This window comes from Citrobacter sp. Cf136 (assembly GCF_030333815.1).
Lineage (GTDB): Bacteria > Pseudomonadota > Gammaproteobacteria > Enterobacterales > Enterobacteriaceae > Citrobacter > Citrobacter freundii.
Map to the genome: position 1 here is coordinate 642191 of NZ_JAOWFE010000037.1, position 24837 is coordinate 667027.

Here is a 24837-nt window from a genome sequence, read left to right on the forward strand (position 1 = left end):
CCGGATGAGGCTAAGTCGACATCCGGCATAACAGAACTTAGCTAAATATTGCGGTAACAGAAGCGCTGGCGAGCGAGTGGAAATGGACGTTAAATCCAACCATCGCGCCGCTGGCGTCCTCATCGACATCAATACGCTCCACATCCAGTGCGTGAACCGTAAAGATATAGCGGTGGTTTTCCCCCTTCGGCGGCGCAGCGCCACCATAACCGGCTTTACCAAAATCCGTGCGTGTTTGCAGCACGCCTTCCGGCAACGCAACCAGCCCCGAGCCGTAACCTTGTGGTAAAACCCGGGTATCTGCAGGCAGGTTAACCACCACCCAGTGCCACCAGCCGGAGCCGGTTGGCGCATCAGGATCGTAACAGGTCACGACAAAGCTTTTAGTCCCGGCGGGCACATCATCCCATGCCAGATGCGGGGAAATATTATCCCCGTCATATCCCATGCCGTTAAAGACGTGGCGATGAGGAAGCTTTTCGCCATCGCGCAGATCGTTACTGATTAGTTTCATGCTGACTCCTCTCGTTAGCCAAAAAGTGTAGCCAGAAACCGTAGAGCTTACCGCCGATTAATCGCTAAAAAATGTTGCATTGCGCACAGCCTCGTTGACGGCCTGCGTCAGGCTGCGCAGTTGTTCGGGCTTGATGATGTACGGCGGCATCAGATAAATGAGCTTACCAAACGGTCTTACCCACACGCCCTGTTCGACAAAGAACTTCTGTAACGCGGCCATATTCACCGGATGCGTGGTTTCTATCACGCCGATGGCACCAAGCACGCGCACGTCGGCGACCCAACGGGAATCTGCCGCCGGGGCGAGTTCTTCACGCAACTGCGCTTCAATGGCCGCGACCTGCGAGCGCCATTCGCCGGTTTCGAGCAGCGACAGGCTGGCAGAGGCGACGGCGCAGGCCAGTGGATTACCCATGAAAGTCGGGCCGTGCATAAAACATCCGGCTTCACCGTTGCTGATGGTTTCCGCAACCAGGCGCGTGGTCAGGGTGGCGGAAAGGGTCATCGTTCCGCCGGTTAACGCTTTGCCAAGGCACAAAATGTCCGGAGTGATATCAGCGTGCTCACAGGCAAACAGCTTGCCCGTGCGACCAAATCCGGTGGCGATTTCATCGGCAATCAGCAAAATGCCTTCCCGGTCACACATCTTACGGATGCGCTTTAACCACTCAGGATGGTACATGCGCATGCCGCCAGCGCCCTGCACAATCGGTTCAAGGATCACTGCCGCAATTTCGTGGCGATGTGCGGCCATCAGACGGGCAAAAGGCACCATATCCAGTTCGTCCCATTCGCCGCCCATCCGACTTTGCGGAGCGGGTGCAAACAGGTTATCAGGCAGATAACCCTTCCACAGACTGTGCATCGAGTTGTCAGGATCGCAGACCGACATCGCGCCGAAAGTATCGCCGTGATAACCGTTACGAAATGTCAGGAAACGCTGACGGGATTCACCTTTGGCCTGCCAGTATTGCAGCGCCATTTTCATCGCGACTTCCACGGCGACCGAACCAGAATCCGCGAGAAAAACGCACTCCAGCGCCTCGGGCGTCATCGCCACCAACTGGCGACACAGCGCAATAGCCGGGGCATGGGTAATGCCGCCAAACATCACGTGCGACATGGCATCAATCTGCGTTTTCATCGCGGCATTCAGCTGCGGGTGATTGTAACCGTGGATTGCCGCCCACCAGGATGACATGCCGTCAATCAGCTTCTCACCGCTGGCTAATATCAGTTCACAACCTTCGGCACGCGTCACCGGATAAACCGGCAGCGGGGAGGTCATGGAGGTGTAAGGGTGCCAGATATGGCGTTGGTCAAACGCAAGATCGTCCGTTGTCATAATCGACTTGTAAACCAAATTAAAAAGATTTAGGTTTACGAGTCTACACCAAACTAACAACGAAACGTATACCCATATGGCTCATTCTTCTCGCTGGACAATGTCGCAAGTCACCGAACTATTTGAAAAACCGCTGCTGGATCTGTTGTTTGAAGCGCAGCAGGTTCATCGTCAGCATTTCGATCCGCGGCAGGTACAAGTTAGTACGCTGCTGTCGATAAAGACCGGTGCTTGCCCGGAAGACTGCAAATACTGCCCGCAAAGTTCCCGCTATAAAACCGGACTGGAAACGGAACGTTTGATGGAAGTTGAACAGGTTCTGGACTCTGCCCGTAAGGCGAAACAAGCCGGTTCAACGCGGTTTTGCATGGGCGCGGCGTGGAAGAACCCTCACGAACGCGATATGCCGTACCTGGAACAAATGGTTCAGGGTGTGAAAGAACTGGGGCTGGAAGCCTGTATGACGCTGGGCACGCTGGACGAATCTCAGGCCCAGCGCCTGGCCAATGCGGGTCTGGACTACTACAACCACAACCTCGACACCTCGCCGGAATTTTACGGCAATATCATTACCACCCGTTCGTATCAGGAGCGCCTGGATACGCTGGATAAAGTGCGTGAGGCGGGCATTAAAGTTTGCTCCGGCGGGATTGTGGGGCTGGGTGAAACGGTGACCGACCGCGCGGGTCTGCTGCTGCAATTAGCGAATCTGCCGACGCCGCCGGAAAGTGTGCCGATCAACATGCTGGTGAAAGTGAAGGGCACGCCGCTTGCCGATAACGACGACGTAGATGCTTTTGATTTTATTCGTACTATCGCCGTCGCGCGCATCATGATGCCGACCTCATACGTACGTCTTTCTGCCGGGCGCGAGCAGATGAACGAACAAACCCAGGCAATGTGCTTTATGGCCGGGGCCAACTCGATTTTCTACGGCTGCAAACTGCTGACCACGCCGAACCCGAACGAAGATAAAGATTTATTGTTGTTCCGTAAGCTGGGTCTTAACCCGCAGCAAACGGCGGTGCTGGCGGGTGATAACGAACAGCAACAACGTCTGGAGCAGGCGCTGCGTACCCCGGATACCGACGATTACTACAACGCGGCAACCGTATGACCTGGCAGCAAAAAATCGACGATGCGCTAACGGCGCGTCGTCGTGCTGATGCGTGGCGTCGGCGCTATGCAGTGACACAGGGTGCTGGTCGCTTGTTACAGGCTGGCGGTCGTCAGTATCTGAATTTCTCCAGCAACGACTATCTCGGCTTAAGCCACCATCCGCAAATTATCTGCGCGTGGCAGCAGGGCGCTGAGCGTTTTGGCGTCGGCAGTGGCGGCTCGGGCCATGTCAGCGGTTATTCCGTTGCGCATCAGGCGCTGGAAGAAGAGCTGGCGCAGTGGCTCGGCTATTCCCGGGCGCTGTTGTTCATCTCCGGTTTTGCCGCTAATCAGGCAGTGATAGCCGCATTGATGGAAAAAGACGATCGCATTGTCGCCGACAGGCTTAGCCATGCCTCGCTGTTGGAGGCCGCCAGCCTTAGCCCTGCTGTTTTACGTCGCTTTACCCATAACGATCCGCAACACCTGGAGCGTCTGCTGACTTCCCCCTGTCCGGGGCAGCAGCTGGTGGTCACTGAAGGCGTATTCAGCATGGATGGCGATAGTGCGCCGCTGGCAGAAATCCACGCGGTGGCGAAACGGCAGGGCGCGTGGCTGCTGGTGGATGATGCGCATGGGATTGGCGTAAGCGGTGAGGAAGGGCGTGGCTCGTGCTCTCGACAGCAGGTGAAACCTGAGCTGCTCGTGGTGACGTTTGGCAAAGGGTTTGGCGTCAGCGGTGCGGCGATCCTGTGTTCTGATAGCGTGGCCGACTATCTGTTGCAGTTTGCCCGCCATCTGATCTACAGCACCAGTATGCCTCCGGCGCAGGCGCAGGCCTTACGCACCGCGCTGGCGGTCATCCGCAGCTGTGAAGGCGATGAACGCAGGGAAAAGTTAGCGATGCTGATCCAGCGTTTTCGCGCTGGGGTGAATACTACGGATTTGACGCTGGCGCATTCAGATAGCGCTATTCAACCGCTGATCGTTGGCGACAATCATAAAGCCCTGCAACTGGCACAGACGTTACGGCAACAGGGATGCTGGGTAACGGCAATTCGCCCACCAACGGTGCCAACCGGTACGGCCAGATTACGGCTGACTTTGACCCAGGCGCATGAGGTGCAGGATATCGATCGTCTACTGGAGGTGTTGCATGGTGCAGGTCAATAAACAGGCGATTGCCGCCGCGTTTGGCCGCGCTGCCACCCACTATGAGCAACACGCAGAGCTACAGCGTCAGAGCGCCGATGCGTTACTGGCACAACTCGATGGCCGGGCGTTCTCACGGGTTTTGGACGCGGGCTGTGGGCCTGGGCGTATGAGTCGCTACTGGAGGGAGCAGGGGAGTGAGGTCTGTGCGTTGGATCTTTCGGCGCAAATGCTGGCTGAAGCACAGCGTCACGATGTTGCCCATCACTATCTGCTGGCGGATATCGAAGCCATTCCGCAGGCCGCTGCCACTTTCGACCTGGCCTGGAGCAATCTGGCCGTGCAGTGGTGCAGCGACCTACGCGGTGCGTTAAGCGAGCTATACCGGGTGGTGCGTCCTGGCGGAACGGTGGCGTTTAGTACCCTGGCGCAAGGTTCGATGCCGGAACTTCGTCAGGCGTGGCGAACAGTTGATGACCGGGAGCATGCCAACCGTTTTTTGCCCGTGGAGCAACTGGAAAACGCGCTGTGCGGCTGGGACGTTGAATACCAGTCTCATGCCGTCACGCTGTGGTTTGACGATGCGCTGAGCGCCATGCGCTCGTTGAAGGGTATTGGTGCGACGCATTTGCATGATGGACGCGAGCAGCGTGTGCTGACCCGCTCGCAACTGCGTCAGCTACAGCTCGCCTGGCCCTGTCAGCAGGGGAAATATCCGCTGACCTATCATCTTTTTTTGGGAGTGATTCAACGTGACTAACACGTATTTTGTCACCGGGACGGACACTGAAGTAGGTAAAACTATCGCCAGTTGTGCGTTGCTTCAGGCGGCGGGACAGTTGGGATTGCGAACCGTCGGCTATAAGCCGGTGGCGTCAGGCAGTGAAATGACTGATGAAGGTCTGCGAAACAGTGATGCGCTGGCGCTACAGCGCAACAGCGTTGTAGCCGTGGATTATGCAACCATCAATCCGTATACCTTCGCGGAACCTACCTCACCGCATATCATCAGTGCTGACGAAGGGCGCCCCATTCAGGCCTCCGTGATGTCTGCGGGTTTACGCTTGCTTGAAGAACAGGCTGACTGGGTATTGGTGGAAGGTGCAGGCGGATGGTTTACGCCGCTTTCGCCTACGCTGAGTTTTTCTGACTGGGTAAAAGCGGAACAACTGCCGGTGATTCTGGTGGTTGGCGTTAAGCTCGGTTGTATCAATCATGCCATTTTGACCGCTCAGGCGGTGCAGCAGGCCGGGCTGACGCTCGCCGGATGGGTTGCCAATGATGTGACGCCACCCGGCAAGCGTCATGCTGAATATATGGCGACGCTAAAGCGTGCGCTTGCGGCTCCGCTGCTGGGGGAAATTCCCTGGCTGGCAGAAGAGCCGGAGCAAGCATCGACAGGTCGTTATATCGATCTTAGCGTTTTGTCTCTGGCATCCACCAGTCGTTGATTAGCGGGTCGCTGAATTGTGTTATTTGCCCTTGAGCCACGTTGCGGCCACGATGTAACAAGCAATAGCAGTCGGCGACCCGACGAATGAACGGCAGGCTCTGCTCCGCGAGCATAATGGTGATGCCAAGCTCCTGACTTAGCCTCACAATCAGATTCCCCAGTTTGTGGATATACGCCTGGCCTGTTCCTCGTGTGGGCTCATCGAGGATCAGCAGACGCGGGCGAGTGACCAACGCACTGGCGAGTGCAAGCTGGTGCTGATTTTCCTCCGACAATGCCACCCCTTTGGCCTGACGCAGTACAAACAGCTGTGGAAACAGGCGGTAAATATCGCTGCTGTTCATTGCTTCGCTTTCCTCAACCGCCTGGCGCGCAATGTGCAGATTTTCCTCTACCGTCAGTTGCGAAAAAATTCGCCGCTCCTGTGATACACAGTTAATACCTAGTGCAATGCGCTTTGCCGCCGGAATCTGAAGCAGATCGCAAGGTGGTGCGCCAGCCTGATGCCAGAACATAGTTCCGCTCTCAATCGGTAAATTGCCGATGATGCAATTGGCAAGCGTAGTCTTTCCCATCCCTGGAAGACCCAGCACGGCGGTACATTTACCGGGCAACAGGTCGAGATCGACATCCCAAAGCGAGTGTTGATTACCGTAATAGTGATTCACTGCACGAAGACTCAACATAGATTTCTCCCTCATGATGATATCCGCCTCGCGGACTGGTGGTCGGGAGAAAACTGCAAATCTCTTGCCAGAAGCGGAATTGGGGAAAAATACAGCAGGATGGCGTGCAGCGCTGGCGGTAAATTCTTACTGACCGCATTCCTGACGTTCTTTTGTGCACATTGGCAGTGCCTGGTGGTGTCGTGATGGTGCAGGCAGGAAAATGATGAAAATGCGAGCAAGATCTCGGCCATCCGAGGTCGCTTCGTTAGCTGATAAATATCAAAAAATAGCGATAATTTTTTTTTATCCCACCAGAAAAGACCATCAGGACGTTTTTGCCAGGCTACAGTCCATACGGGCTGGAGGCAGTTATCCACTATTCCTGTGGATAACCTTGTGTATTAGGGTTAGAAAACACAATGTAAGCGAGAGAAGACGCGGCCTGCGACTAAATTGATGCGAAAGACGGCTCGAGATAATAATCATTAAATTACAGGATGTTAGATAAATGCAATGGCTGTCGCAGAAGTGTCATGCGTTGCCACAAAACTTTCATCGAGTAGCTTGACAAATGTTAAAAAAGTCATTGGTTTGGGGATAACACATTTTTGCTGGTGTTTTATCTTGCCTGCGGACAAATTTTAGCCTGTAGTCACGGCCATTTTGCTGGGGTAACAGAAATATTCTGGCGCGTTACTGTTTTTTCATCCAGTATATTTTACTGGCAAAATATACTGCTGCGAGTAAAATTACACACCTGCCCGCCCATTGCTTCAGGTAGCTGCTCATGAGTAAACCGTTCAAACTAAATTCCGCTTTTAAACCCTCTGGCGATCAGCCTGAGGCGATTCGTCGCCTGGAAGAAGGTCTGGAGGATGGTCTGGCGCATCAGACGCTACTGGGGGTGACGGGGTCGGGGAAAACATTCACCATCGCTAACGTGATTGCGGACTTGCAGCGTCCTACCATGGTGCTGGCCCCCAATAAGACACTTGCTGCTCAGCTGTACGGTGAGATGAAAGAGTTCTTCCCGGATAATGCGGTGGAGTATTTCGTCTCTTACTACGACTATTATCAGCCGGAAGCCTACGTACCCAGTTCTGACACCTTCATCGAGAAAGATGCTTCGGTCAACGAACATATTGAGCAGATGCGCCTGTCGGCAACCAAAGCGCTGCTGGAACGTCGCGATGTCGTTGTCGTGGCGTCGGTTTCCGCGATTTATGGTCTGGGTGACCCGGATCTGTACCTGAAAATGATGCTGCACCTGACGGTGGGGATGATTATCGACCAGCGTGCGATCCTGCGTCGTCTGGCGGAGCTGCAATATACCCGCAATGATCAGGCATTCCAGCGCGGGACCTTCCGCGTGCGCGGTGAAGTGATCGACATTTTCCCAGCAGAATCCGATGACATCGCGCTGCGCGTGGAACTGTTTGATGAAGAGGTCGAACGTTTATCGCTGTTTGACCCGCTGACCGGACAGGTCGAATCCACAATTTCGCGCTACACCATCTATCCTAAAACGCACTACGTGACGCCGCGAGAACGTATCGTGCAGGCGATGGAAGAAATCAAAGTTGAGCTGGCAGAGCGACGTAAAGTCCTGTTGGCAAATAACAAACTGCTGGAAGAACAGCGCTTAAGTCAGCGTACCCAGTTCGATTTGGAAATGATGAATGAGCTGGGTTACTGCTCGGGGATTGAAAACTACTCCCGCTATCTGTCCGGGCGCGGCCCTGGCGAGCCGCCGCCGACGCTGTTTGATTACCTGCCTGCCGATGGCCTGCTGGTGGTGGATGAATCCCACGTGACTATCCCGCAAATTGGCGGCATGTATCGCGGCGATCGGGCGCGTAAAGAAACCCTGGTCGAATACGGATTCCGTCTGCAGTCGGCGCTGGATAACCGTCCGCTCAAATTTGAAGAGTTCGAGGCGCTGGCTCCGCAAACTATCTACGTTTCGGCGACGCCGGGCAACTATGAGCTGGAGAAATCCGGTGATGAAGTGGTCGATCAGGTGGTACGACCGACCGGCCTGCTGGATCCGGTCATTGAGGTGCGTCCGGTGGCGACGCAGGTTGACGACCTGCTGTCGGAGATCCGCACCCGTGCGGCGATTAACGAACGTGTGCTGGTCACCACGCTGACCAAACGGATGGCAGAAGACCTCACAGAATACCTCGAAGAACATGGCGAGCGGGTGCGTTATCTGCACTCTGACATCGATACCGTCGAACGTATGGAAATCATTCGTGACCTGCGTCTGGGCGAGTTTGACGTGCTGGTGGGTATCAACCTGTTACGTGAAGGTCTGGACATGCCTGAGGTCTCCCTGGTGGCGATTCTGGACGCAGACAAAGAAGGGTTCCTGCGTTCTGAACGTTCGCTTATCCAGACCATCGGTCGTGCGGCGCGTAACATCAACGGTAAGGCTATTCTCTACGGCGATAAAATTACCGCCTCAATGGCTAAAGCGATTGGTGAAACCGAACGTCGTCGTGAGAAACAGCAACTCTACAACGAAGAGCACGGTATTACGCCGCAGGGCCTGAATAAGAAAGTGGTCGATATTCTGGCGCTGGGTCAGAATATTGCGAAGACCAAGGCGAAAGGCAAAGGGAAGTCACGTGCAGGCGCGAAGTCTGAAGTTGTTGAACTGGATATGACGCCAAAAGCGCTGCAGCAGAAGATTCACGAGCTGGAAGGGCAGATGATGCAGCATGCGCAGAATCTTGAATTTGAAGAGGCAGCGACGATCCGCGACCAGTTGCATCAACTGCGCGAGTTGTTTATCGCAGCATCGTAAGAGTGTGCCGGATGCGGGGTAAACCCCTTATCCGGCCTACGGCAAAGATCGCGTTCGTAGGTCGGATGACGGAGCAGAGCGTTTTGTAGGCCTGATAAGCGCCGCGCATCAGGTAAATCCGTTTAGCCTAGCGCCTGCACCGCTTTCTCCAGCGCACTATGCAATAGCTGGCGGTCATGGCGGTAGGGAATATCGCTGGCTTCCAGCACTTCCTGAATTACAACGCGGTCGGTAACGGCGGAAGCATCCACTTTCGGCCCCACAACCACCGCATCAATCACTTTCTTCCCGACGTACTGTTCAATAATGGCCAGCTTATCGCTAAGCGTCAGGCTGGCTGCTGGCAGGCTTAATTCGCGCCCAAGATTGCCTATATAGACCATCGGAGCCGGTGTGCGACGTAATGCCTGTGACATTTCATCGAGTAACAGAATCGGCATCAGGCTGGTGTAAAAACTGCCAGGTCCTATCAGAATCAAATCCGCTTCGGCGATAGCCTCAACCGCCTCCCGCGTGGTGGGGACTTTTGGCGACAGCATCAGTTCCTGAGGCGGGACGGTGAGCTGATCGATATTGACTTCGCCATAAACTTCATGTCCCTGATCGTCGATAGCCATCAAATCCACCGGCAGCTCCGACATCGGAATTAAATGCGCATCGACCTTCAACAGGCTTCGAATTAAATTGATGGCTTCCAGAGGCCGCACGCTGAGGTGATCGAGCGCTTTTAACATCAGATTTCCGAGGTTATGCCCGGAAAGTTCGCCATTACCCCCAAAACGATACTCAAACATGGCGGATGCAACGCTGGGTTGGGTAATTAACTGGTTCAGACAGTTACGCATGTCTCCCCAGGCTATCCCTCCTTCAGAGCGACGAATACGACCTGTCGACCCGCCGTTATCCGTGGTGGTGACGATACCCGTCAGGCGTGAGCCTAGAGGGGAAAGTGAGGAGAGAACGCGTCCTAATCCATGCCCTCCGCCGAGAGCGACAACGCGGTCCAGATCTGCCAGCGTGCGAGTGCGCATATATTTTCCTGATATCAATTGATCGGCGCTACAGTAACGTAAATAGTGTGTTTTCAGCAATTATCCAGTCGGCATCAGCCGTAATTTTTTTCTGCAATCTACTCCTTTCTGACGAGATCCACCTGATGGCAAGATGATGTATATCAATGCAAAACTGTGGTTTTTGCTTATTCTGTAGCGAAATTGCACGATCATGTCGTTATGTATGTATTTATACAGCGAAAGTGTACATGGCAAAAGCGTCATTTACACGCTAGTATCGGCATAACCACTAAGTACTCTTAATAATTTGAGTTGCCGGAAGCCAACGCATCTGCAACACGAAGTATGACGAGTATAAACACTCTAGCCTCTGCACCTGGGTCAAATGATACGGTGCTTTGGCCGTGACAAGACTTGAAAAAGTTTGTCACCAGGGCGCAGGAAGAAATGACTACGTCTCCCGTATTTGGAAAGGTGTACATGGGCTCTCAACTTACCGATGCTTTCGCACGTAAGTTTTACTACTTACGTTTGTCGATTACCGATGTGTGTAACTTTCGTTGCACCTACTGCCTGCCGGATGGCTATAAGCCCGGTGGGGTCACCAATAACGGCTTTCTGACCGTTGATGAAATTCGCCGTGTCACGCGCGCGTTCGCCAGTCTGGGAACGGAAAAAGTGCGTCTGACAGGGGGCGAACCTTCACTGCGTCGCGACTTTACGGACATTATCGCCGCCGTGCGCGAAAACGACGCCATCCGTCAGATTGCGGTAACCACCAATGGTTATCGTCTGGCGCGCGATGCTGCTGCCTGGCGCGATGCCGGACTGACCGCGCTCAACGTCAGCGTCGACAGCCTGGATGCCCGTCAGTTTCATGCCATTACCGGGCAGGACAAGTTTCAACAGGTGATGGCAGGCATTGACGCCGCCTTTGATGCGGGTTTTGAAAAAGTGAAAGTCAACACCGTGCTGATGCGCGACGTAAACCATCATCAACTAGACACCTTCCTTGCGTGGATCCAACCTCGGCCAATCCAACTGCGTTTTATTGAACTGATGGAAACGGGCGAGGGCAGCTCTCTCTTCCGTAAACACCATATCTCCGGACAGGTACTTCGCGATGAGCTGCTGCGTCGCGGCTGGATCCACCAGATCCGACAGCGCAGCGACGGCCCGGCTCAGGTTTTCTGTCATCCTGATTATGTTGGTGAAATTGGTCTGATCATGCCTTATGAGAAAGACTTCTGCGCCACCTGTAATCGTCTGCGCGTTTCCTCTGTTGGCAAGCTTCATCTGTGTTTATTTGGTGAAGGCGGCGTAAGCCTGCGTGATTTGCTGGAAGATGACGCTCAGCAGCCGGCGCTGGAAGAACGTATTTCAGCCGCGCTGCTGGAGAAAAAGCAGACCCATTTCCTGCATCAGAACAATACCGGTATTACGCAAAACTTATCTTACATTGGCGGCTGATCGCTAAAAGGAGTTTTTCATGAGTCAGGTAAGCGCTGAATTTATCCCGACACGCATTGCTATTCTTACTGTTTCCAATCGTCGTGGCGAAGAAGATGACACCTCCGGCCATTATCTGCGTGACTCGGCGCAAGAAGCGGGTCATCAAATAGTCGACAAGGCGATTGTCAAAGAGAACCGTTACGCCATCCGCGCCCAGGTTTCTGCCTGGATTGCCAGTGATGATGTACAGGTAGTGCTCATTACCGGCGGTACCGGGTTAACCGAAGGGGACCAGGCGCCGGAAGCGCTGCAACCGCTGTTTGACAGAGAAGTTGAAGGGTTTGGCGAAGTCTTCCGTATGCTGTCGTTTGAAGAGATTGGCACCGCGACGCTGCAATCCCGCGCGATTGCCGGAGTGGCCAATAAAACGCTGATTTTCGCCATGCCGGGTTCGACCAAAGCGTGTCGTACCGCCTGGGAAAATATCATTGCGCCGCAGCTTGATGCCCGTACGCGTCCGTGTAATTTCCACCCACATTTGAAGAAATAAGTATGTCGCAACTGACTCATATTAACGCCGCTGGCGAAGCGCATATGGTGGATGTCTCCGCCAAAGCGGAAACTGTACGCGAGGCGCGTGCTGAAGCATTCGTGACTATGCGTAGCGAAACGCTGGCGATGATTATCGATGGCAGCCACCATAAAGGTGATGTATTCGCCACGGCGCGTATTGCGGGTATTCAGGCCGCCAAACGTACCTGGGATCTCATCCCGTTGTGCCATCCGCTGATGCTGAGTAAGGTGGAAGTCAATCTTCACGCTGAACCGGAGCACAACCGCGTACGGATTGAAACGCTGTGTCGCCTGACCGGTAAAACCGGCGTTGAAATGGAAGCGTTAACGGCGGCCTCCGTGGCGGCGTTGACCATCTACGATATGTGCAAAGCGGTGCAAAAGGATATGGTGATTGGTCCGGTGCGTCTGCTGGCAAAAAGCGGCGGCAAGTCCGGAGATTTTAAGGTAGATGCGCATGATTAAGGTTCTCTTCTTTGCTCAGGTACGCGAACTGGTAAACACCGATGCGTTAGAGGTTGCCGCCGAGTTTGCAACGGTAGAAGCGCTGCGCAAGCATCTTGCGGCAAAAAGCGATCGCTGGGCGTTGGCGCTGGAAGACGGCAAGCTGCTGGCGGCGGTAAATCAGACGCTGGTCAGTTTTGATCATCCTCTTAACGCGGGTGATGAAGTCGCTTTCTTCCCGCCCGTAACCGGAGGCTAAAATGACTGAAACGCGAATTGTTGTTGGCCCTGCGCCGTTTCGCGTCGGGGATGAGTATCCCTGGCTGGCAGAGCGCGATGAAGATGGCGCGGTAGTCACTTTCACCGGTAAAGTGCGCAATCACAATCTCGGTGACAGCGTTAAGGCGTTAACGCTGGAACACTATCCGGGAATGACCGAAAAAGCGCTGGCGGAGATTGTCGACGAAGCGCGTTTGCGCTGGCCGCTGGGTCGGGTGACGGTGATTCATCGCATTGGCGAACTGTGGCCGGGTGACGAAATCGTGTTTGTTGGCGTGACCAGTGCGCATCGCAGCAGCGCGTTTGATGCCGGGCAGTTCATGATGGATTACCTGAAAACCCGCGCGCCGTTCTGGAAGCGCGAGGCCACGCCGGAAGGTGAGCGCTGGGTTGATGCCCGCGATAGCGATAAGCTAGCAGCAAAACGCTGGTAGAGTACAATTGTTGTAGGCTCATACTGATTCAGGAGATTGTCATGGACCGATTCCCACGATCCGATTCTATTGTACAGGCCCGTTCCGGCCTGCAAACGTATATGGCGCAGGTGTACGGCTGGATGACCTGCGGACTGTTGCTGACGGCGTTTATCGCCTGGTATGCGGCAAATACGCCCGCGGTGATGATGTTTGTCTTCTCCAGCAAAATCACCTTCTTTGGCCTGATCATCGCTCAACTGGCGCTGGTGTTCGTCCTGTCCGGCATGGTGCAAAGGCTGAGCGCGGGTATGGCGACCACGCTGTTTATGCTCTATTCGGCATTAACCGGGCTGACGCTATCAAGCATTTTTATCGTCTATACCTACTCGTCTATCGCCAGCACCTTCGTGGTTACCGGAGGGATGTTCGGGATCATGAGCTTGTATGGCTACACCACTAAACGTGATCTGAGCGGCTTCGGCAATATGCTGTTTATGGCGCTGATCGGTATTGTGCTGGCCTCACTGGTTAACTTTTGGCTGAAGAGCGAAGCGCTGATGTGGGCGGTGACCTATATCGGGGTGATTGTGTTTGTTGGTCTGACCGCCTATGACACGCAGAAGTTGAAAAATATCGGTGAGCAGATTGACCTGCGCGACAGCTCCAATCTGCGTAAATACGCGATTCTTGGGGCCTTAACGCTGTATCTGGACTTCATCAACTTGTTCCTGATGCTGCTGCGTATTTTCGGCAATCGTCGTTAATTCTCTGTTGCCGGATGGCGCAGCGCTTATCCGGCCTACCGCTTGGTATCAAAAGTAGGCCGGATAAGGCGTTAAGCCGCATCCGGCACTATATACACCATCATTTCGCCATCGCCTTCTCGTTCTTTGCTCGTAGCTTTTTCGCCCGACTCTCCAGCAGCAAATAACACATTAGCGCCAGCAGCAACGGAATAAAATAGTACAATACGCGATACGCGAGCAGGGCAGCAATGATCGTTCCCTGAGACGAGTCCTCTCCCGCCAGCAGCGCCATAAACACCGCTTCCAGCACGCCGATCCCCGCCGGAATATGTACGATTACGCCGGCAATACTGCTCACCAGCAGCACGCCCAGCACGAAGAAATAATCGATATTCTGACCGAGCAACAGCCAGATAATCGCCCCCATTACCATCCAGTTCGCACTGGATATCGTCATTTGCGCGAGTGCAAATTTCCAGGAGGGCAGCACCAGTTTTTGGCCCTTGATGGTGATGTGACGATGTTTAGCGAAGGCGCAAAACCACAGATAAACAACAATAATCAGCAGCAGCGCAATGCCTAAGATGCGCAATGTGCCTTCATCGATATACCAGTGTGCGGGCAGTTCGACGACGCCGAAGGTAAATATAAAACCGCCCAGCAGAATATAGCCCAGCCAGTTAGTGGTAATACTCAGCGAAAAAATCCGCGTTATTGTGCCCCCCGGCAATCCGAGGCGCGAGTAAAGGCGATAACGCATCCCTATACCACCCACCCAGGTGCTCAACGTCAGGTTGAAGGCGTAACAGATAAATGACACCAGCATGACCTGGCGTTTTGCCAGTTTGTGGCCGCAGTAGTAGCGCCCGAGCAGATCATAACAGCCGTAAAGTAAATAACTGACGATCACCAACCCCACGGCGCTGAGCAGGGCGATCCGATTGTAATCGCGAATTACCGTCCACACTTCCTGCCAGTTGACCTTGCTGGCATAAACAACCAGCAGCACGATCACCGCAATAAAAAACAGCCATGTGAGGATCTTTTTCGCTAACCGCCAGCGTCGGTGGCTTTTTGCCATCAGGTTTTCCCTCCTGCATCCTCAGTTTGTATACGGTCTTGAGTTTCCAGAGCAGGCTGCGCGGGCGGCTCTACCTCGGCCAGATGCGGGGTATGCGCCGGCAGCCAGCCGACCAGCGCCGGGAAGTGGCGTAAAAAGTGGAAGGCCAGTACGCTCTTGGTCAGGTTCCACCAGGTGCGTTTTGGCAGCATGGATTCATCAACCCGCTTGCAGTCCTGCGCAATAATAGGATTCAGGTTGTCACGCAGGGTCTGATTAAACGTGCGGTCATGAATAATCAGATTTGCCTCCAGATTCAGTGACAGGCTCAGTGGATCAAGATTGCTGGAACCCACCGTCGCCCAGTGATCGTCCATCAGCGCCACTTTGCCATGCAGAGGTTTACGGCGGTATTCATAGACATGGACGCCGCCTTTTACCAGATAGTTGTACAGCAGGCGGGCACCCACTTTCACAATCGGCATATCCGGTTCACCTTGCACGATGAGTTTTACCCGCACGCCCCGTCGGGCCGCTTTACGCATGGCATGCAGAAAGCGATAGCCGGGAAAGAAGTAGGCATTGGCGATGATCACTTCCCGCCGTGCCTGGGTCAGCATTTTCAGATAGTGGCGTTCAATATCATCACGATGTTCTTCGTTATCGCGCCAGACAAACAGCGCCTGCGCTTCGCCGGGTCGATGATTGTCGATTGCCCGGTGATGACGTCGCCACCAGCGTCGTACAGCGCTCTGTCCGGGCAAGTTTTCCAGCACGAATTTCAGAATGTCAGCAACGACTGGACCTTCAACGCGCACGGCGTAATCCTGCTTGGCCTCCGGACCGTAATCAGACATGTGTTCAGCGGAGTAATTGATGCCGCCAACAAAGGCAACACGATCATCAATGACCACAATTTTGCGATGCATACGGCGAAAGAGATTAGTGCGCATCCCGAACAGACGCGGACGCGGATCGTAGTAGCGGAAAACAACGCCGGCTACGGTGAGCTCTTCGACAAAACTGTCGCTAAGATCCGGCGAGCCGTAGCCATCCAGCAGCACCTCTGCTTTGATTCCTCGCCGGGCGGCTTCGAGCAACGCGGCATGCAGCTGTTTTCCTACCGCATCTTCAAACCAGATAAAGGTCTCGAGGATTATTTTTTGCTGTGCCTGTTCAATGGCGTCAAAGACGGCGGGGTAGAATTGATCGCCGTTTTCCAGCAGTTGAATTTGATTGCCTTCACGCCAGCCATATTTCATAAATGAATCTCCGCACTCAGAGGGGCATGATCGGACAAATGTCGCCAGTGACGCAGCGCCAGCGTCGTTGGGGTACTGGCATTCGCGTTTTTCACATAGATCCTGTCCAGACGCAGCAGGGGAAACTGCACCGGAAATGTTCGCGCTGGGCGGCCGTGGGCGCGGGTAAAAATCTCGTCAAGGCCAGCTTTGGCTTTCAACGGGCGATTGGCCGTTTGCCGCCAGTCGTTAAAATCCCCGGCAATCACCACCGGCTCCGCGTCGGGCAGGGCGTTAACCCAGTCTGCCAGCATCGCGAGCTGGGCCTGGCGGTGAGCTTCACGCAGGCCGAGGTGCACACACATCACATGGATGGGGTGGGAGAGCATTGGCGGTACGATTCGGCAGTAAAGGACTCCGCGCTTTTCACTCGCGCCGACCGACACATCACGATTTTCATAATGCTCAATGGGATACCGCGACAGCACAGCATTACCGTGATGTCCCTGCGGGTACACGGCGTTACGCCCGTAGGCGAAGTCGCTCCACATCGTGTCCGCCAGAAATTCGTAGTGGCTGGTATCCGGCCAGTTCTCAATGTGCAGCGAATGAGCTTCGTGCGCACCCATCACTTCCTGTAGGCATACAATGTCTGCACCGACCGTTCTGACGGCCTCCCTTAGCTCAGGTAAAATAAAACGCCGGTTGAAGGCGGTGAACCCTTTGTGAGTATTAATGGTGAGCACATTGAATGAAAATTGAACTCCCGATCCGCTCATGAGCCTCCCGTTGGCGTCACTTCCTAAATAAAATAGTGTAGTCATCGTCACAAAAAGATGCAGTGTTGCGGAATTTTCCGTAAAGTCCGGTACTCTGAACAATTAGTTGAAAATCCTTCAGGAGAAAAGCCATGAGGTGGCAACAACGTGTTCGTGTCGCAACGGGTCTAAGTTGCTGGCAGATTGTGTTGCATTTACTGGTAGTGGCGTTGCTGGTAATGGGCTGGATGAGCGGCACGCTGGTGCGCGTCGGCCTGGGATTATGCGTCGTTTACGGCGTAACGGTTTTATTAATGCTGGCCTTGCAACGTCACCATGAACAACGCTGGCGTGATGTCGCTGATGTGCTGGAAGAGCTGACTACCACGTGGTATTTCGGTGCCGCAATGATCGTGCTGTGGTTGCTGTCGCGCGTGCTGCAAAACAACGTCTTGCTGGCACTGGCGGGTCTGGTGATCCTGGCCGGACCCGCCGTGGTCTCGCTGCTGGCGAAAGACAAAAAGCTACATCACCTTACGTCGAAACATCGCATACGCCGCTGAGCCGGTTGTGGCCGCTATCACCAACAGCGGCCACAAACTTCCCCAGACAATCTGCAGACTCGCATCCTTCAGGTAAATCTGTTTCGTGATGTCCGTAAAATGGCGGATCGGGTTTATCCACGTCAGATTCTGCAACCAGACCGGCATGTTTTCGACCGGTGAGACGTAGCCCGAGAGTAAAATCGCCGGCATCATAAACACAAATACGCCGATAAACGCTTGCTGCTGGGTGGCGCACAGCGATGAAATCAGCAGACCAAAGCCGACCAGCGACAATCCGTAAATTACCATTGTGAAATAGAACAACCCCAGTGAACCGGCAAATGGAATGTCATAAGCCCAGATACCAATTGCCAGCACAATGGTGGCCTGAAAAGTAGCCACAATCAGCGCGGGAACTGCTTTGCCGATGAAAATCTGCCAGGTGGTAAGTGGGGAAACCAGCAGCTGATCCAGCGTACCTTGCTCGCGCTCGCGAGCAACCGAAAGCGAGGTGACGATCATTACGCCGATAGTGGTGATCATGGCGATCAGCGACGGCACCACGAACCATTTATAATCCAGATTCGGGTTGTACCAGTTACGCACGACCAGCTCGCTGTTGTTTGGTTTCGGCTTGCCGTCCATCAGCTCCTGCTGATACGTCTTAACGATTTGCTGCAGGTAATTGGCGGCAATTTGCGCGCTGTTGGAGTTACGCCCGTCGAGGATAATCTGCATGGGGGCCTGCTGGAAGGTGTCCAGGTTGCGCGAAAAATTGGCCGGGAAGCGCACCAGCAGCAGGGCTTTTTGCGTATCGATGGTAGGCTTAATCTCCTGCGGGCTTTTCAGCAGCAGAACATGCGTAAAAGCGCTGGCGCGGGCGAAGCGCTGGGTAAGCTCAACCGAATGTTTACCGTTGTCTTCGTTATAGATAGCGATCGTGGCGTTGGTGACTTCCAGCGTTGCCGCGAACGGGAACAGGATCACCTGAATCAGCACCGGTAAAATCAGAATGGCTCGCGTCTGCGGTTCGCGTAATAGCGATTGCAGCTCTTTGCGAATTAATGTCCATAAGCGATGAAACATGCCCGTCCCCTTAATCCAGCCGACGTTTGGTTTTAAGCCACGTCAGGCCAATAAACATCACCGCCGAAGCGATTAAAAACAGCACGTTAATAATCAGCACCACCGGAATATTTCCCGCCAGAAACAGGCTTTGCAGGGTACTGACGAAATAACGAGCCGGAATAATGTAGGTTACCGCCCGGATAATCGCGGGCATGCTGTCTATCTGGAAGATAAAACCTGACAGCATAATCGAGGGCAGGAAAGCGGCGTTCAGCGCGACCTGCGCGGCGTTAAACTGGTTGCGGGTGATGGTGGAAATAAGCAACCCCATGCCAAGCGTACTGAGCAGAAACAGGCTGGTAATGAAAAACAGGATCAGCAACGAGCCGCGATAGGGCACGCCAAGAATAAATACCGACACCAGCATACACAGCAGCATCGCCAGCATGCCGAGGAAATAATAGGGGATCAGTTTACACAGCAGTAATTCGACGCGGGTAACTTCGGTAGAAAGCAGTGCCTCCATGGTTCCGCGTTCCCATTCGCGCGCCACCACTAATGAGGTGAGGATCGCGCCAATCACCGTCATGATGATGGTTACCGCCCCGGGAATAATAAAGTGCTGGCTGATGGCCGCCGGGTTAAACCAGTAGCGTGTTTGCACGTCGATCAAAGGCTCGAACGATTCCCCACGATCTTCCGCCCGCTGTTGCTGCCAAATCTGCCAGATGCCTTCGACATAACCCTGCACAAAGTTGGCGGTATTGGGTTCGCTGCCATCGGTGATCACCTGGATCGGTGCCACGTCATTAGGTCGCGCCATCTGCTGGGCAAAATCCACAGGGATCACCACCAGCCCGCGAATGCGCCCAGCCTGCATTTTCTCAATCAATTCCTGCCGGTTATCGCTGATAGTGGCGTCAATATACGGCGAGCCGGTCATGGTATGGGTAAAATCCAGCGCCTCCTCGCTTTGCTGTTCGAGCAAAATCCCGATCCGTAGCTTGCTGGAGTCGAGGTTGATCCCGTAGCCGAAAATAAACAGCAGCAGCAACGGGATCACCACCGCAATCAGCCAACTGCTGGGATCGCGGACGATCTGGCGGGTTTCTTTCACGCACAGCGCGCGTACGCGACGCCAGGAGAGAGCGGAATTACTCATGCGCGTGCTCCTTATCCCAGTCATTGATTAGCGTGATAAACGCCTGTTCCATGGTCGGGTCCGGAGTGTCGCTGTCGGCAGCCTGAGCTTTCAGGTCGTCCGGTGTTCCGCTGGCAATCAGTTTGCCGCGATACACCAACCCGATGCGATCGCAGTATTCCGCCTCGTCCATAAAGTGGGTGGTCACCATCACCGTGACGCCTTTTTCCACCATGCTGTTGATATGCAACCAGAACTCACGACGGGTGAGGGGATCGACCCCGGAAGTGGGTTCATCAAGGAACAGAATGTCGGGTTCATGCATCAGCGAGCAGGCCAGCGCCAGACGCTGCTTAAACCCCAGCGGCAGTTCGTCGGTGGCGTGGGAAGCGATACTCTTCAGGCCAAATGCCTCGCTCATTCGATCGATTTTCTCCTTCTGCGCCCGACCACGCAGGCCGTAGACGCCGGAGAAAAAGCGCAGATTTTGTTCAACCGTCAGGTTACCGTACAGGGAGAATTTCTGCGCCATATAGCCCAGATGCTGACGCGCTTTGCCGGAGCTGACTTTCAGGTCCATATCCAGCACCAGCGCTTTACCGGAGGTGGGGACCAGCAGGCCGCACATCATTTTAAAGGTGGTGGATTTGCCGGCACCGTTGGGTCCTAGCAGACCAAAAATCTCGCCGCGCTGTACGGAAAAGTCTACGTGGTCGGTCGCGGCAAAATCGCCAAACTTCTTGGTCAGCGCTTTGGCTTCGATCACCGTTTCGCCAGGCGTGCCTTCTACGGTATGCAGGATAGCGCCCAGCGGGGATTCCGATGTTCCGGCTCCGCCGAGTAAATCGATAAAGGCATCTTCGAAGCGGGGTGCAGTTTCATTGATGGTTATCTGCGGCATGCCGTCAGCGTTTTGGATCTGCTGAGCTGTCGCCTCTTTTTTCAGGATTAAACGGACGGATTTCCCCTGAATCATTCCGTCGCTGACCAGCGGTAGTTTTAACGCGCGTTGCAGCAGTCGGCGGTTATTTTCCTGTGGACTGCTCATCAGGAAGCTGCGACCAGCCATGGTTTGCGTAAGCTGAGTAGGATCGCCCTGGTATAACAATTCGCCTTCGTTCATCAGCAGCACATCACGGCATTGCTCTGCTTCATCCAGATACGACGTACTCCAGAGGATCAGCATGCCGTCTCCGGCCAGTTCGTGGACCATTTGCCACAGTTCGCGGCGGGAAATTGGGTCCACACCCACACCTGGCTCATCCAGCAGCAACACTTTGGGTTCGCCGACCAGCGTACAGGCTAGCCCGAGCTTCTGCTTCATGCCGCCGGAAAGTTTGCCGGCCAGTCGTCCGGTAAATGGCCCCAGTGAGGTAAACTCCAGTAGTCGGGCAAAGGTTTTTTCTCGCGCCTCACCGGTGACGCTGCGCAAATCGGCATAGAGATTGAGGTTCTCCATGACGGTCAAATCTTCATACAGACCAAATTTCTGCGGCATATAGCCCAGCACCGCGTGCAGCGCGCTGTCGTCTTTGATGGGGTCAAAACCAATTACCGCAGCACTTCCGGCATCAGGTTTTAATAATCCCGCCAGCATGCGCATCAGCGTGGTTTTGCCCGCGCCGTCCGGCCCGACAAGCCCGGTCACGTAGCCCGCATGCACGATACAGTCGAGCGGGGCGACGGCCGGTTTTTCCATTCCAGCAAAGTTTTTCGTCAGCCCTTTAAGCGTAATGACGGCGTCATTCATGCCGTGCCTCATCGCCAAATTTTATCGTTACCGGCATTCCCTGACGTAGCGCATCGTCCGCGTCGGTTACGACAATTCGCAGGCGATACACCAGATCGGTGCGCAGATCAGGAGTCTCGACCGTTTTCGGCGTAAATTCGGCGGTTGGTGACACAAAGCCGATTTTGCCGTGATACGGTTTGTCCGGGCGACCGTCGGTATAGAGCAGGATCTCACGTCCTGGCTGCGCCTGGCTCAGATTGCGTTCGTCAACGTAGGCGCGGACCCATACCGGACGCGTGAGCGACAGCGTCAGTACCGTGCTCCCTTCGTTCAGCATGCTGCCGGGTTCAACCGCGCGGGTGAGAAGCGTGCCGTCAGACGGCGAGGTCAGCGTGGTGTCATGCAAATTAAGTTCTGCCTGTGCCAGCTCGGCCTGAGCTTGTTCGAGCGTGGCTTTTGCCTGCTCGATGTCCTGCACACGGTTACCGCTGCGATATTGCGTGAGTTTATCCTGTGCGGATTTCAATGAAGCTAACGCCTGATCGCGAGATGAACGCGCATTTTCCAGATCGTTGGCAGAAATGGTACGGCTTTTCCACAATCCTACCTGCCGATTGTAAAAATTCTGCGCGTAATCATAGGCGGCCTGCGCCTGTTTGACTGCCGCCGCGGTTTGCGCGATCTCTTCTTCGCGATACCCTGCCAGCATCAGATCGTATTGCGCCTGCGCGGCGGCAACGTTGGCTTTTGCCTGCATCAATGCGTTTTCATACGGTGCGCGGTCCAGTTTACCCAGCACCTGACCGGCGGTAATCGCATCGCCTTCATCAACCGCCAGCGAGGCCAGTCTGCCGCCGACGCGAAAACTCAGGTTGACGCTACGGATATCGACATTGCCGTATAGCGTCAGGCTGTTATCTTGCCGACTCTGATACCACCACGTTCCACCGGCAATCACGGCAACGAGGGCCGCGATAACCAGCCCGAGAACGACAGGTTTTTTCATGACTCCAGACTCCTTTGCGTTAAACCTTGCAGAATAAGATCGATGTGACAGGTGATCGTTTGGTCAATCAGCGCGGTTTTATCCTCATCAAATTGTGACCAGCCCGTACGCAACAGAATGGTTTCTTTCCCCAGACGAAAAGCCAGCACCTCGCCGAGGATGGCGTGGGTATGCAGAATCATTTGGGTATCGTTGGCATCGCCGCCGGTATAGGCGGCAATCAGGCGCGTCAGGTGTGTATGCAGCGGATTGATAACCTGGTCGTGCACCAGTTGATAAGCCGCCGTGGGGGAAAGCTGTTCACGCGAGATAAATTTACTCAGGTTAACGGTGTCGTCCTGGGTTAACAGCATGATCATATTTTTGCAGGCGCGCAGGATCAGTTCACGCATCGCGCCACGATCCGGTTCTGGCTGAGCGAATAAACGCTCGGCCTCTTCAGCGTGCGGACGAAACTGTGAGCCGATAAAATCTGCAATCCACTGGGCGCAGGCGAGATATAAATCCTCTTTTGAGCCAAAATAGTAGGTGATAGCCGCAATGTTTTGCCCGGCCTGTGCAGCGATATCGCGCGTCGTGGCGTGCAGACCATACTCGCCGAATTGCGCCAATGCGGCGGCAATGAGCTGGTTCTTCGCCTGTTCACCTTTGGTTGTCATGGTGGGTGTATTCATGGCACGACTCTGATCTTAATCAATCGATTGATTAAGATTATGACTGATGTGCAGCCTTGTCCAGTCCGGACGGTTATTTTCCAGTGAAGGGATAATTTATGCGGCACATCACAAAAACTGCTACACTCCGCCCCTTCATGACATTGTGGTTTTTGTCATCTCTATTGTATGTATCTCCCTGAAAACGACACCGGTAACGGTCAGGGCGGTTCGGAGTTGTTATGTCTTTTGATTCCCTTGGTTTAAACCCTGAAATTTTACGTGCCGTTGCCGAGCAGGGTTACCGTGAACCTACCCCTATTCAGCAGCAGGCTATTCCTGCCGTGCTGGAAGGCCGCGATCTGATGGCCAGCGCCCAGACCGGTACGGGGAAAACGGCAGGTTTTACCCTGCCGCTGTTGCAGCACCTGATTACCAATCAGCCGCATGGTAAAAGCCGTCGTCCGGTTCGTGCACTGATCCTCACGCCAACCCGTGAACTGGCGGCCCAGATTGGCGAAAACGTCCGTGATTACAGTAAGTATCTGAATATTCGCTCGCTGGTGGTCTTCGGCGGCGTCAGCATTAACCCGCAGATGATGAAACTGCGTGGCGGTGTGGATGTACTGATTGCCACCCCGGGTCGTTTGCTCGATCTGGAGCATCAGAATGCGGTAAAACTGGATCAGGTGGAGATCCTGGTACTGGATGAAGCTGACCGCATGCTGGATATGGGCTTTATTCACGATATTCGTCGCGTTCTGGCAAAACTGCCGGCAAAACGTCAGAACCTGCTGTTCTCGGCAACGTTCTCTGATGACATTAAGTCGCTGGCCGAAAAACTGCTGCATAACCCGCTGGAAATCGAAGTGGCGCGTCGTAATACCGCGTCCGAGCAGGTAACTCAGCACGTTCATTTCGTCGATAAAAAACGTAAACGTGAACTGTTGTCACAGATGATTGGTCAGGGCAACTGGCAGCAGGTGCTGGTGTTTACCCGTACCAAACATGGCGCGAACCATCTGGCAGAACAGCTGAATAAAGACGGCATCCGCAGTGCGGCAATCCACGGTAATAAATCTCAGGGGGCACGTACACGTGCGCTGGCTGATTTTAAATCCGGTGATATACGCGTGCTGGTAGCGACCGATATTGCCGCGCGAGGTCTGGACATTGAAGAGTTACCGCACGTGGTGAACTACGAGCTGCCAAACGTCCCAGAAGATTATGTGCACCGTATCGGTCGTACCGGGCGTGCCGCTGCTACCGGCGAAGCGTTGTCTCTGGTGTGCGTCGATGAACACAAGCTGCTGCGTGACATCGAGAAGCTGCTGAAAAAAGAGATCCCGCGTATTGCAACGCCAGGCTATGAGCCAGATCCCTCCATTAAAGCTGAGCCGATCCAGAATGGTCGCCAGCAGCGTGGCGGCGGTGGTGGTCGCGGGCAGGGCGGAGCAGGGCGTGGCCAGCAGCCGCGTCGTCAGGATGGCGGTGCGCCAAAAGCGAAGCCGCGTAATGGCGAAGGCAAACCGGCAGGCGATAAGCCTCGTCCGCCGCGCCGTCCGCGCAAACCGTCCTCAGCGCAGTAATTGCGAGCCCGGCCGAAAGGTCGGGCTTTTCTTTTTGCGACACGGGATAGAAAGTGCCACAATAGTGGCTGTTTATACAG

At 54.4% G+C, this 24837-nt stretch carries 26 protein-coding genes and 1 riboswitch; of the genes, 13 read left to right on the forward strand and 13 right to left on the reverse strand.

The annotated features are described in order from the left end of the window. Nucleotides 1-37: 37 nt before the first annotated feature. Both OGV98_RS16840 and bioA read right to left on the reverse strand, forming a co-directional pair. Complete coding sequence (locus tag OGV98_RS16840) at nt 38-514, reverse strand: kinase inhibitor (protein ID WP_003845384.1); 477 nt, start codon at nt 512-514, stop codon at nt 38-40. 57 nt (nt 515-571) lie between these two features. Further along, nucleotides 572-1861, reverse strand: a complete 1290-nt coding sequence (gene bioA, locus OGV98_RS16845; protein ID WP_058842497.1) for an adenosylmethionine--8-amino-7-oxononanoate transaminase — start codon at nt 1859-1861, stop codon at nt 572-574. A gap of 76 nt (nt 1862-1937) precedes the next feature. On the opposite strand from bioA, the gene bioB reads away from it, so the two are divergent. From bioB to bioD, 4 genes are read left to right on the forward strand one after another with little or no spacing between them, the layout of a single operon-like run. Further along, nucleotides 1938-2978, forward strand: a complete 1041-nt coding sequence (gene bioB, locus OGV98_RS16850) for a biotin synthase BioB (protein ID WP_003837062.1) — start codon at nt 1938-1940, stop codon at nt 2976-2978. Beyond that, nucleotides 2975-4132, forward strand: coding sequence for an 8-amino-7-oxononanoate synthase (bioF, locus tag OGV98_RS16855; protein ID WP_199998444.1), 1158 nt, complete (start codon nt 2975-2977; stop codon nt 4130-4132). The genes bioB and bioF overlap by 4 nt, the downstream gene beginning before the upstream one ends. Beyond that, a complete protein-coding gene (gene bioC, locus OGV98_RS16860) occupies nt 4116-4871 on the forward strand; it encodes a malonyl-ACP O-methyltransferase BioC (RefSeq protein WP_057102174.1) in 756 nt (251 codons plus the stop codon). The genes bioF and bioC overlap by 17 nt, the downstream gene beginning before the upstream one ends. Next, nucleotides 4864-5562 (forward strand): dethiobiotin synthase, encoded by a 699-nt coding sequence (gene bioD / locus OGV98_RS16865; RefSeq protein WP_202580666.1) that lies wholly within the window; start codon nt 4864-4866, stop codon nt 5560-5562. Before bioC ends, bioD begins: the two co-directional genes overlap by 8 nt. Here the strand turns inward: bioD and OGV98_RS16870 are convergent. Together OGV98_RS16870 and OGV98_RS16875 are read right to left on the reverse strand one after the other, a co-directional pair. Then, a complete protein-coding gene (locus tag OGV98_RS16870) occupies nt 5528-6250 on the reverse strand; it encodes an ABC transporter ATP-binding protein (RefSeq protein ID WP_003035181.1) in 723 nt (240 codons plus the stop codon). The two genes, bioD and OGV98_RS16870, sit on opposite strands and share 35 nt — an antisense overlap. Nucleotides 6251-6261: 11 nt before the next feature. Further along, entirely contained in the window at nt 6262-6609 is a 348-nt protein-coding gene (locus tag OGV98_RS16875) for a hypothetical protein (RefSeq protein ID WP_149029355.1), read from the reverse strand. A 410-nt stretch (nt 6610-7019) separates the two neighbouring features. Here OGV98_RS16875 and uvrB point away from each other — a divergent pair, with 410 nt between their 5' ends. Beyond that, a complete protein-coding gene (uvrB, locus tag OGV98_RS16880; RefSeq protein WP_286551726.1) occupies nt 7020-9041 on the forward strand; it encodes an excinuclease ABC subunit UvrB in 2022 nt (673 codons plus the stop codon). A 122-nt stretch (nt 9042-9163) separates the two neighbouring features. Here uvrB and yvcK read toward each other — a convergent pair whose 3' ends face one another. After that, nucleotides 9164-10072: a uridine diphosphate-N-acetylglucosamine-binding protein YvcK gene (gene yvcK, locus OGV98_RS16885; RefSeq protein ID WP_003831525.1), complete on the reverse strand. Its 909-nt coding sequence runs from the start codon at nt 10070-10072 to the stop codon at nt 9164-9166. A 329-nt stretch (nt 10073-10401) separates the two neighbouring features. Further along, a riboswitch (molybdenum cofactor riboswitch) is annotated at nt 10402-10547 on the forward strand. Here yvcK and moaA point away from each other — a divergent pair. The 6 genes from moaA (at nt 10535) to OGV98_RS16915 (ending at nt 13982) form a co-directional block, all read left to right on the forward strand. Further along, on the forward strand, nt 10535-11524 hold the full coding sequence (moaA, locus tag OGV98_RS16890) for a GTP 3',8-cyclase MoaA (protein ID WP_032934386.1): 990 nt from the start codon (nt 10535-10537) through the stop codon (nt 11522-11524). Its footprint overlaps the riboswitch before it by 13 nt. A gap of 19 nt (nt 11525-11543) precedes the next feature. Continuing rightward, nucleotides 11544-12056: a molybdenum cofactor biosynthesis protein B gene (moaB, locus tag OGV98_RS16895; RefSeq protein WP_003035187.1), complete on the forward strand. Its 513-nt coding sequence runs from the start codon at nt 11544-11546 to the stop codon at nt 12054-12056. Nucleotides 12057-12058: 2 nt separating this feature from the next. Further along, the gene (gene moaC / locus OGV98_RS16900) at nt 12059-12544 is read left to right on the forward strand and encodes a cyclic pyranopterin monophosphate synthase MoaC (RefSeq protein ID WP_003035188.1); all 486 of its coding nucleotides are present in this window, start codon (nt 12059-12061) and stop codon (nt 12542-12544) included. After that, nucleotides 12537-12782 (forward strand): molybdopterin synthase sulfur carrier subunit, encoded by a 246-nt coding sequence (gene moaD, locus OGV98_RS16905; RefSeq protein WP_032948888.1) that lies wholly within the window; start codon nt 12537-12539, stop codon nt 12780-12782. Before moaC ends, moaD begins: the two co-directional genes overlap by 8 nt. Before the next feature lies 1 nt (nt 12783). Further along, complete coding sequence (gene moaE / locus OGV98_RS16910; RefSeq protein WP_202580665.1) at nt 12784-13236, forward strand: molybdopterin synthase catalytic subunit MoaE; 453 nt, start codon at nt 12784-12786, stop codon at nt 13234-13236. A 41-nt stretch (nt 13237-13277) separates the two neighbouring features. Beyond that, nucleotides 13278-13982 (forward strand): Bax inhibitor-1/YccA family protein, encoded by a 705-nt coding sequence (locus OGV98_RS16915; protein ID WP_003831536.1) that lies wholly within the window; start codon nt 13278-13280, stop codon nt 13980-13982. A 100-nt stretch (nt 13983-14082) separates the two neighbouring features. Here OGV98_RS16915 and OGV98_RS16920 read toward each other — a convergent pair whose 3' ends face one another. The 3 genes from OGV98_RS16920 to OGV98_RS16930 are packed head-to-tail and all read right to left on the reverse strand — an operon-like array spanning nt 14083 to nt 17044. Beyond that, on the reverse strand, nt 14083-15045 hold the full coding sequence (locus OGV98_RS16920; RefSeq protein WP_202580664.1) for a lysylphosphatidylglycerol synthase domain-containing protein: 963 nt from the start codon (nt 15043-15045) through the stop codon (nt 14083-14085). Next, complete coding sequence (gene clsB, locus OGV98_RS16925; RefSeq protein ID WP_003845400.1) at nt 15045-16286, reverse strand: cardiolipin synthase ClsB; 1242 nt, start codon at nt 16284-16286, stop codon at nt 15045-15047. The genes OGV98_RS16920 and clsB overlap by 1 nt, the downstream gene beginning before the upstream one ends. Continuing rightward, nucleotides 16283-17044: an endonuclease/exonuclease/phosphatase family protein gene (locus OGV98_RS16930; RefSeq protein ID WP_003035201.1), complete on the reverse strand. Its 762-nt coding sequence runs from the start codon at nt 17042-17044 to the stop codon at nt 16283-16285. Before OGV98_RS16930 ends, clsB begins: the two co-directional genes overlap by 4 nt. A gap of 131 nt (nt 17045-17175) precedes the next feature. Here OGV98_RS16930 and OGV98_RS16935 point away from each other — a divergent pair, with 131 nt between their 5' ends. After that, a complete protein-coding gene (locus tag OGV98_RS16935; RefSeq protein WP_003035203.1) occupies nt 17176-17586 on the forward strand; it encodes a YbhQ family protein in 411 nt (136 codons plus the stop codon). Here the strand turns inward: OGV98_RS16935 and OGV98_RS16940 are convergent. From OGV98_RS16940 to cecR, 5 genes are read right to left on the reverse strand one after another with little or no spacing between them, the layout of a single operon-like run. After that, nucleotides 17548-18654: an ABC transporter permease gene (locus tag OGV98_RS16940; RefSeq protein WP_003837035.1), complete on the reverse strand. Its 1107-nt coding sequence runs from the start codon at nt 18652-18654 to the stop codon at nt 17548-17550. The two genes, OGV98_RS16935 and OGV98_RS16940, sit on opposite strands and share 39 nt — an antisense overlap. A gap of 10 nt (nt 18655-18664) precedes the next feature. Then, complete coding sequence (locus OGV98_RS16945) at nt 18665-19798, reverse strand: ABC transporter permease (protein ID WP_046669898.1); 1134 nt, start codon at nt 19796-19798, stop codon at nt 18665-18667. Continuing rightward, nucleotides 19791-21527, reverse strand: a complete 1737-nt coding sequence (locus OGV98_RS16950; protein WP_101741857.1) for an ATP-binding cassette domain-containing protein — start codon at nt 21525-21527, stop codon at nt 19791-19793. Before OGV98_RS16950 ends, OGV98_RS16945 begins: the two co-directional genes overlap by 8 nt. Then, entirely contained in the window at nt 21520-22515 is a 996-nt protein-coding gene (gene hlyD, locus OGV98_RS16955; protein WP_032938552.1) for a secretion protein HlyD, read from the reverse strand. Before hlyD ends, OGV98_RS16950 begins: the two co-directional genes overlap by 8 nt. Further along, a complete protein-coding gene (gene cecR / locus OGV98_RS16960; protein WP_003035216.1) occupies nt 22512-23189 on the reverse strand; it encodes a transcriptional regulator CecR in 678 nt (225 codons plus the stop codon). The genes hlyD and cecR overlap by 4 nt, the downstream gene beginning before the upstream one ends. A gap of 221 nt (nt 23190-23410) precedes the next feature. Here cecR and rhlE point away from each other — a divergent pair, with 221 nt between their 5' ends. After that, on the forward strand, nt 23411-24757 hold the full coding sequence (gene rhlE, locus OGV98_RS16965; protein WP_003035219.1) for an ATP-dependent RNA helicase RhlE: 1347 nt from the start codon (nt 23411-23413) through the stop codon (nt 24755-24757). Nucleotides 24758-24837: the final 80 nt, after the last annotated feature.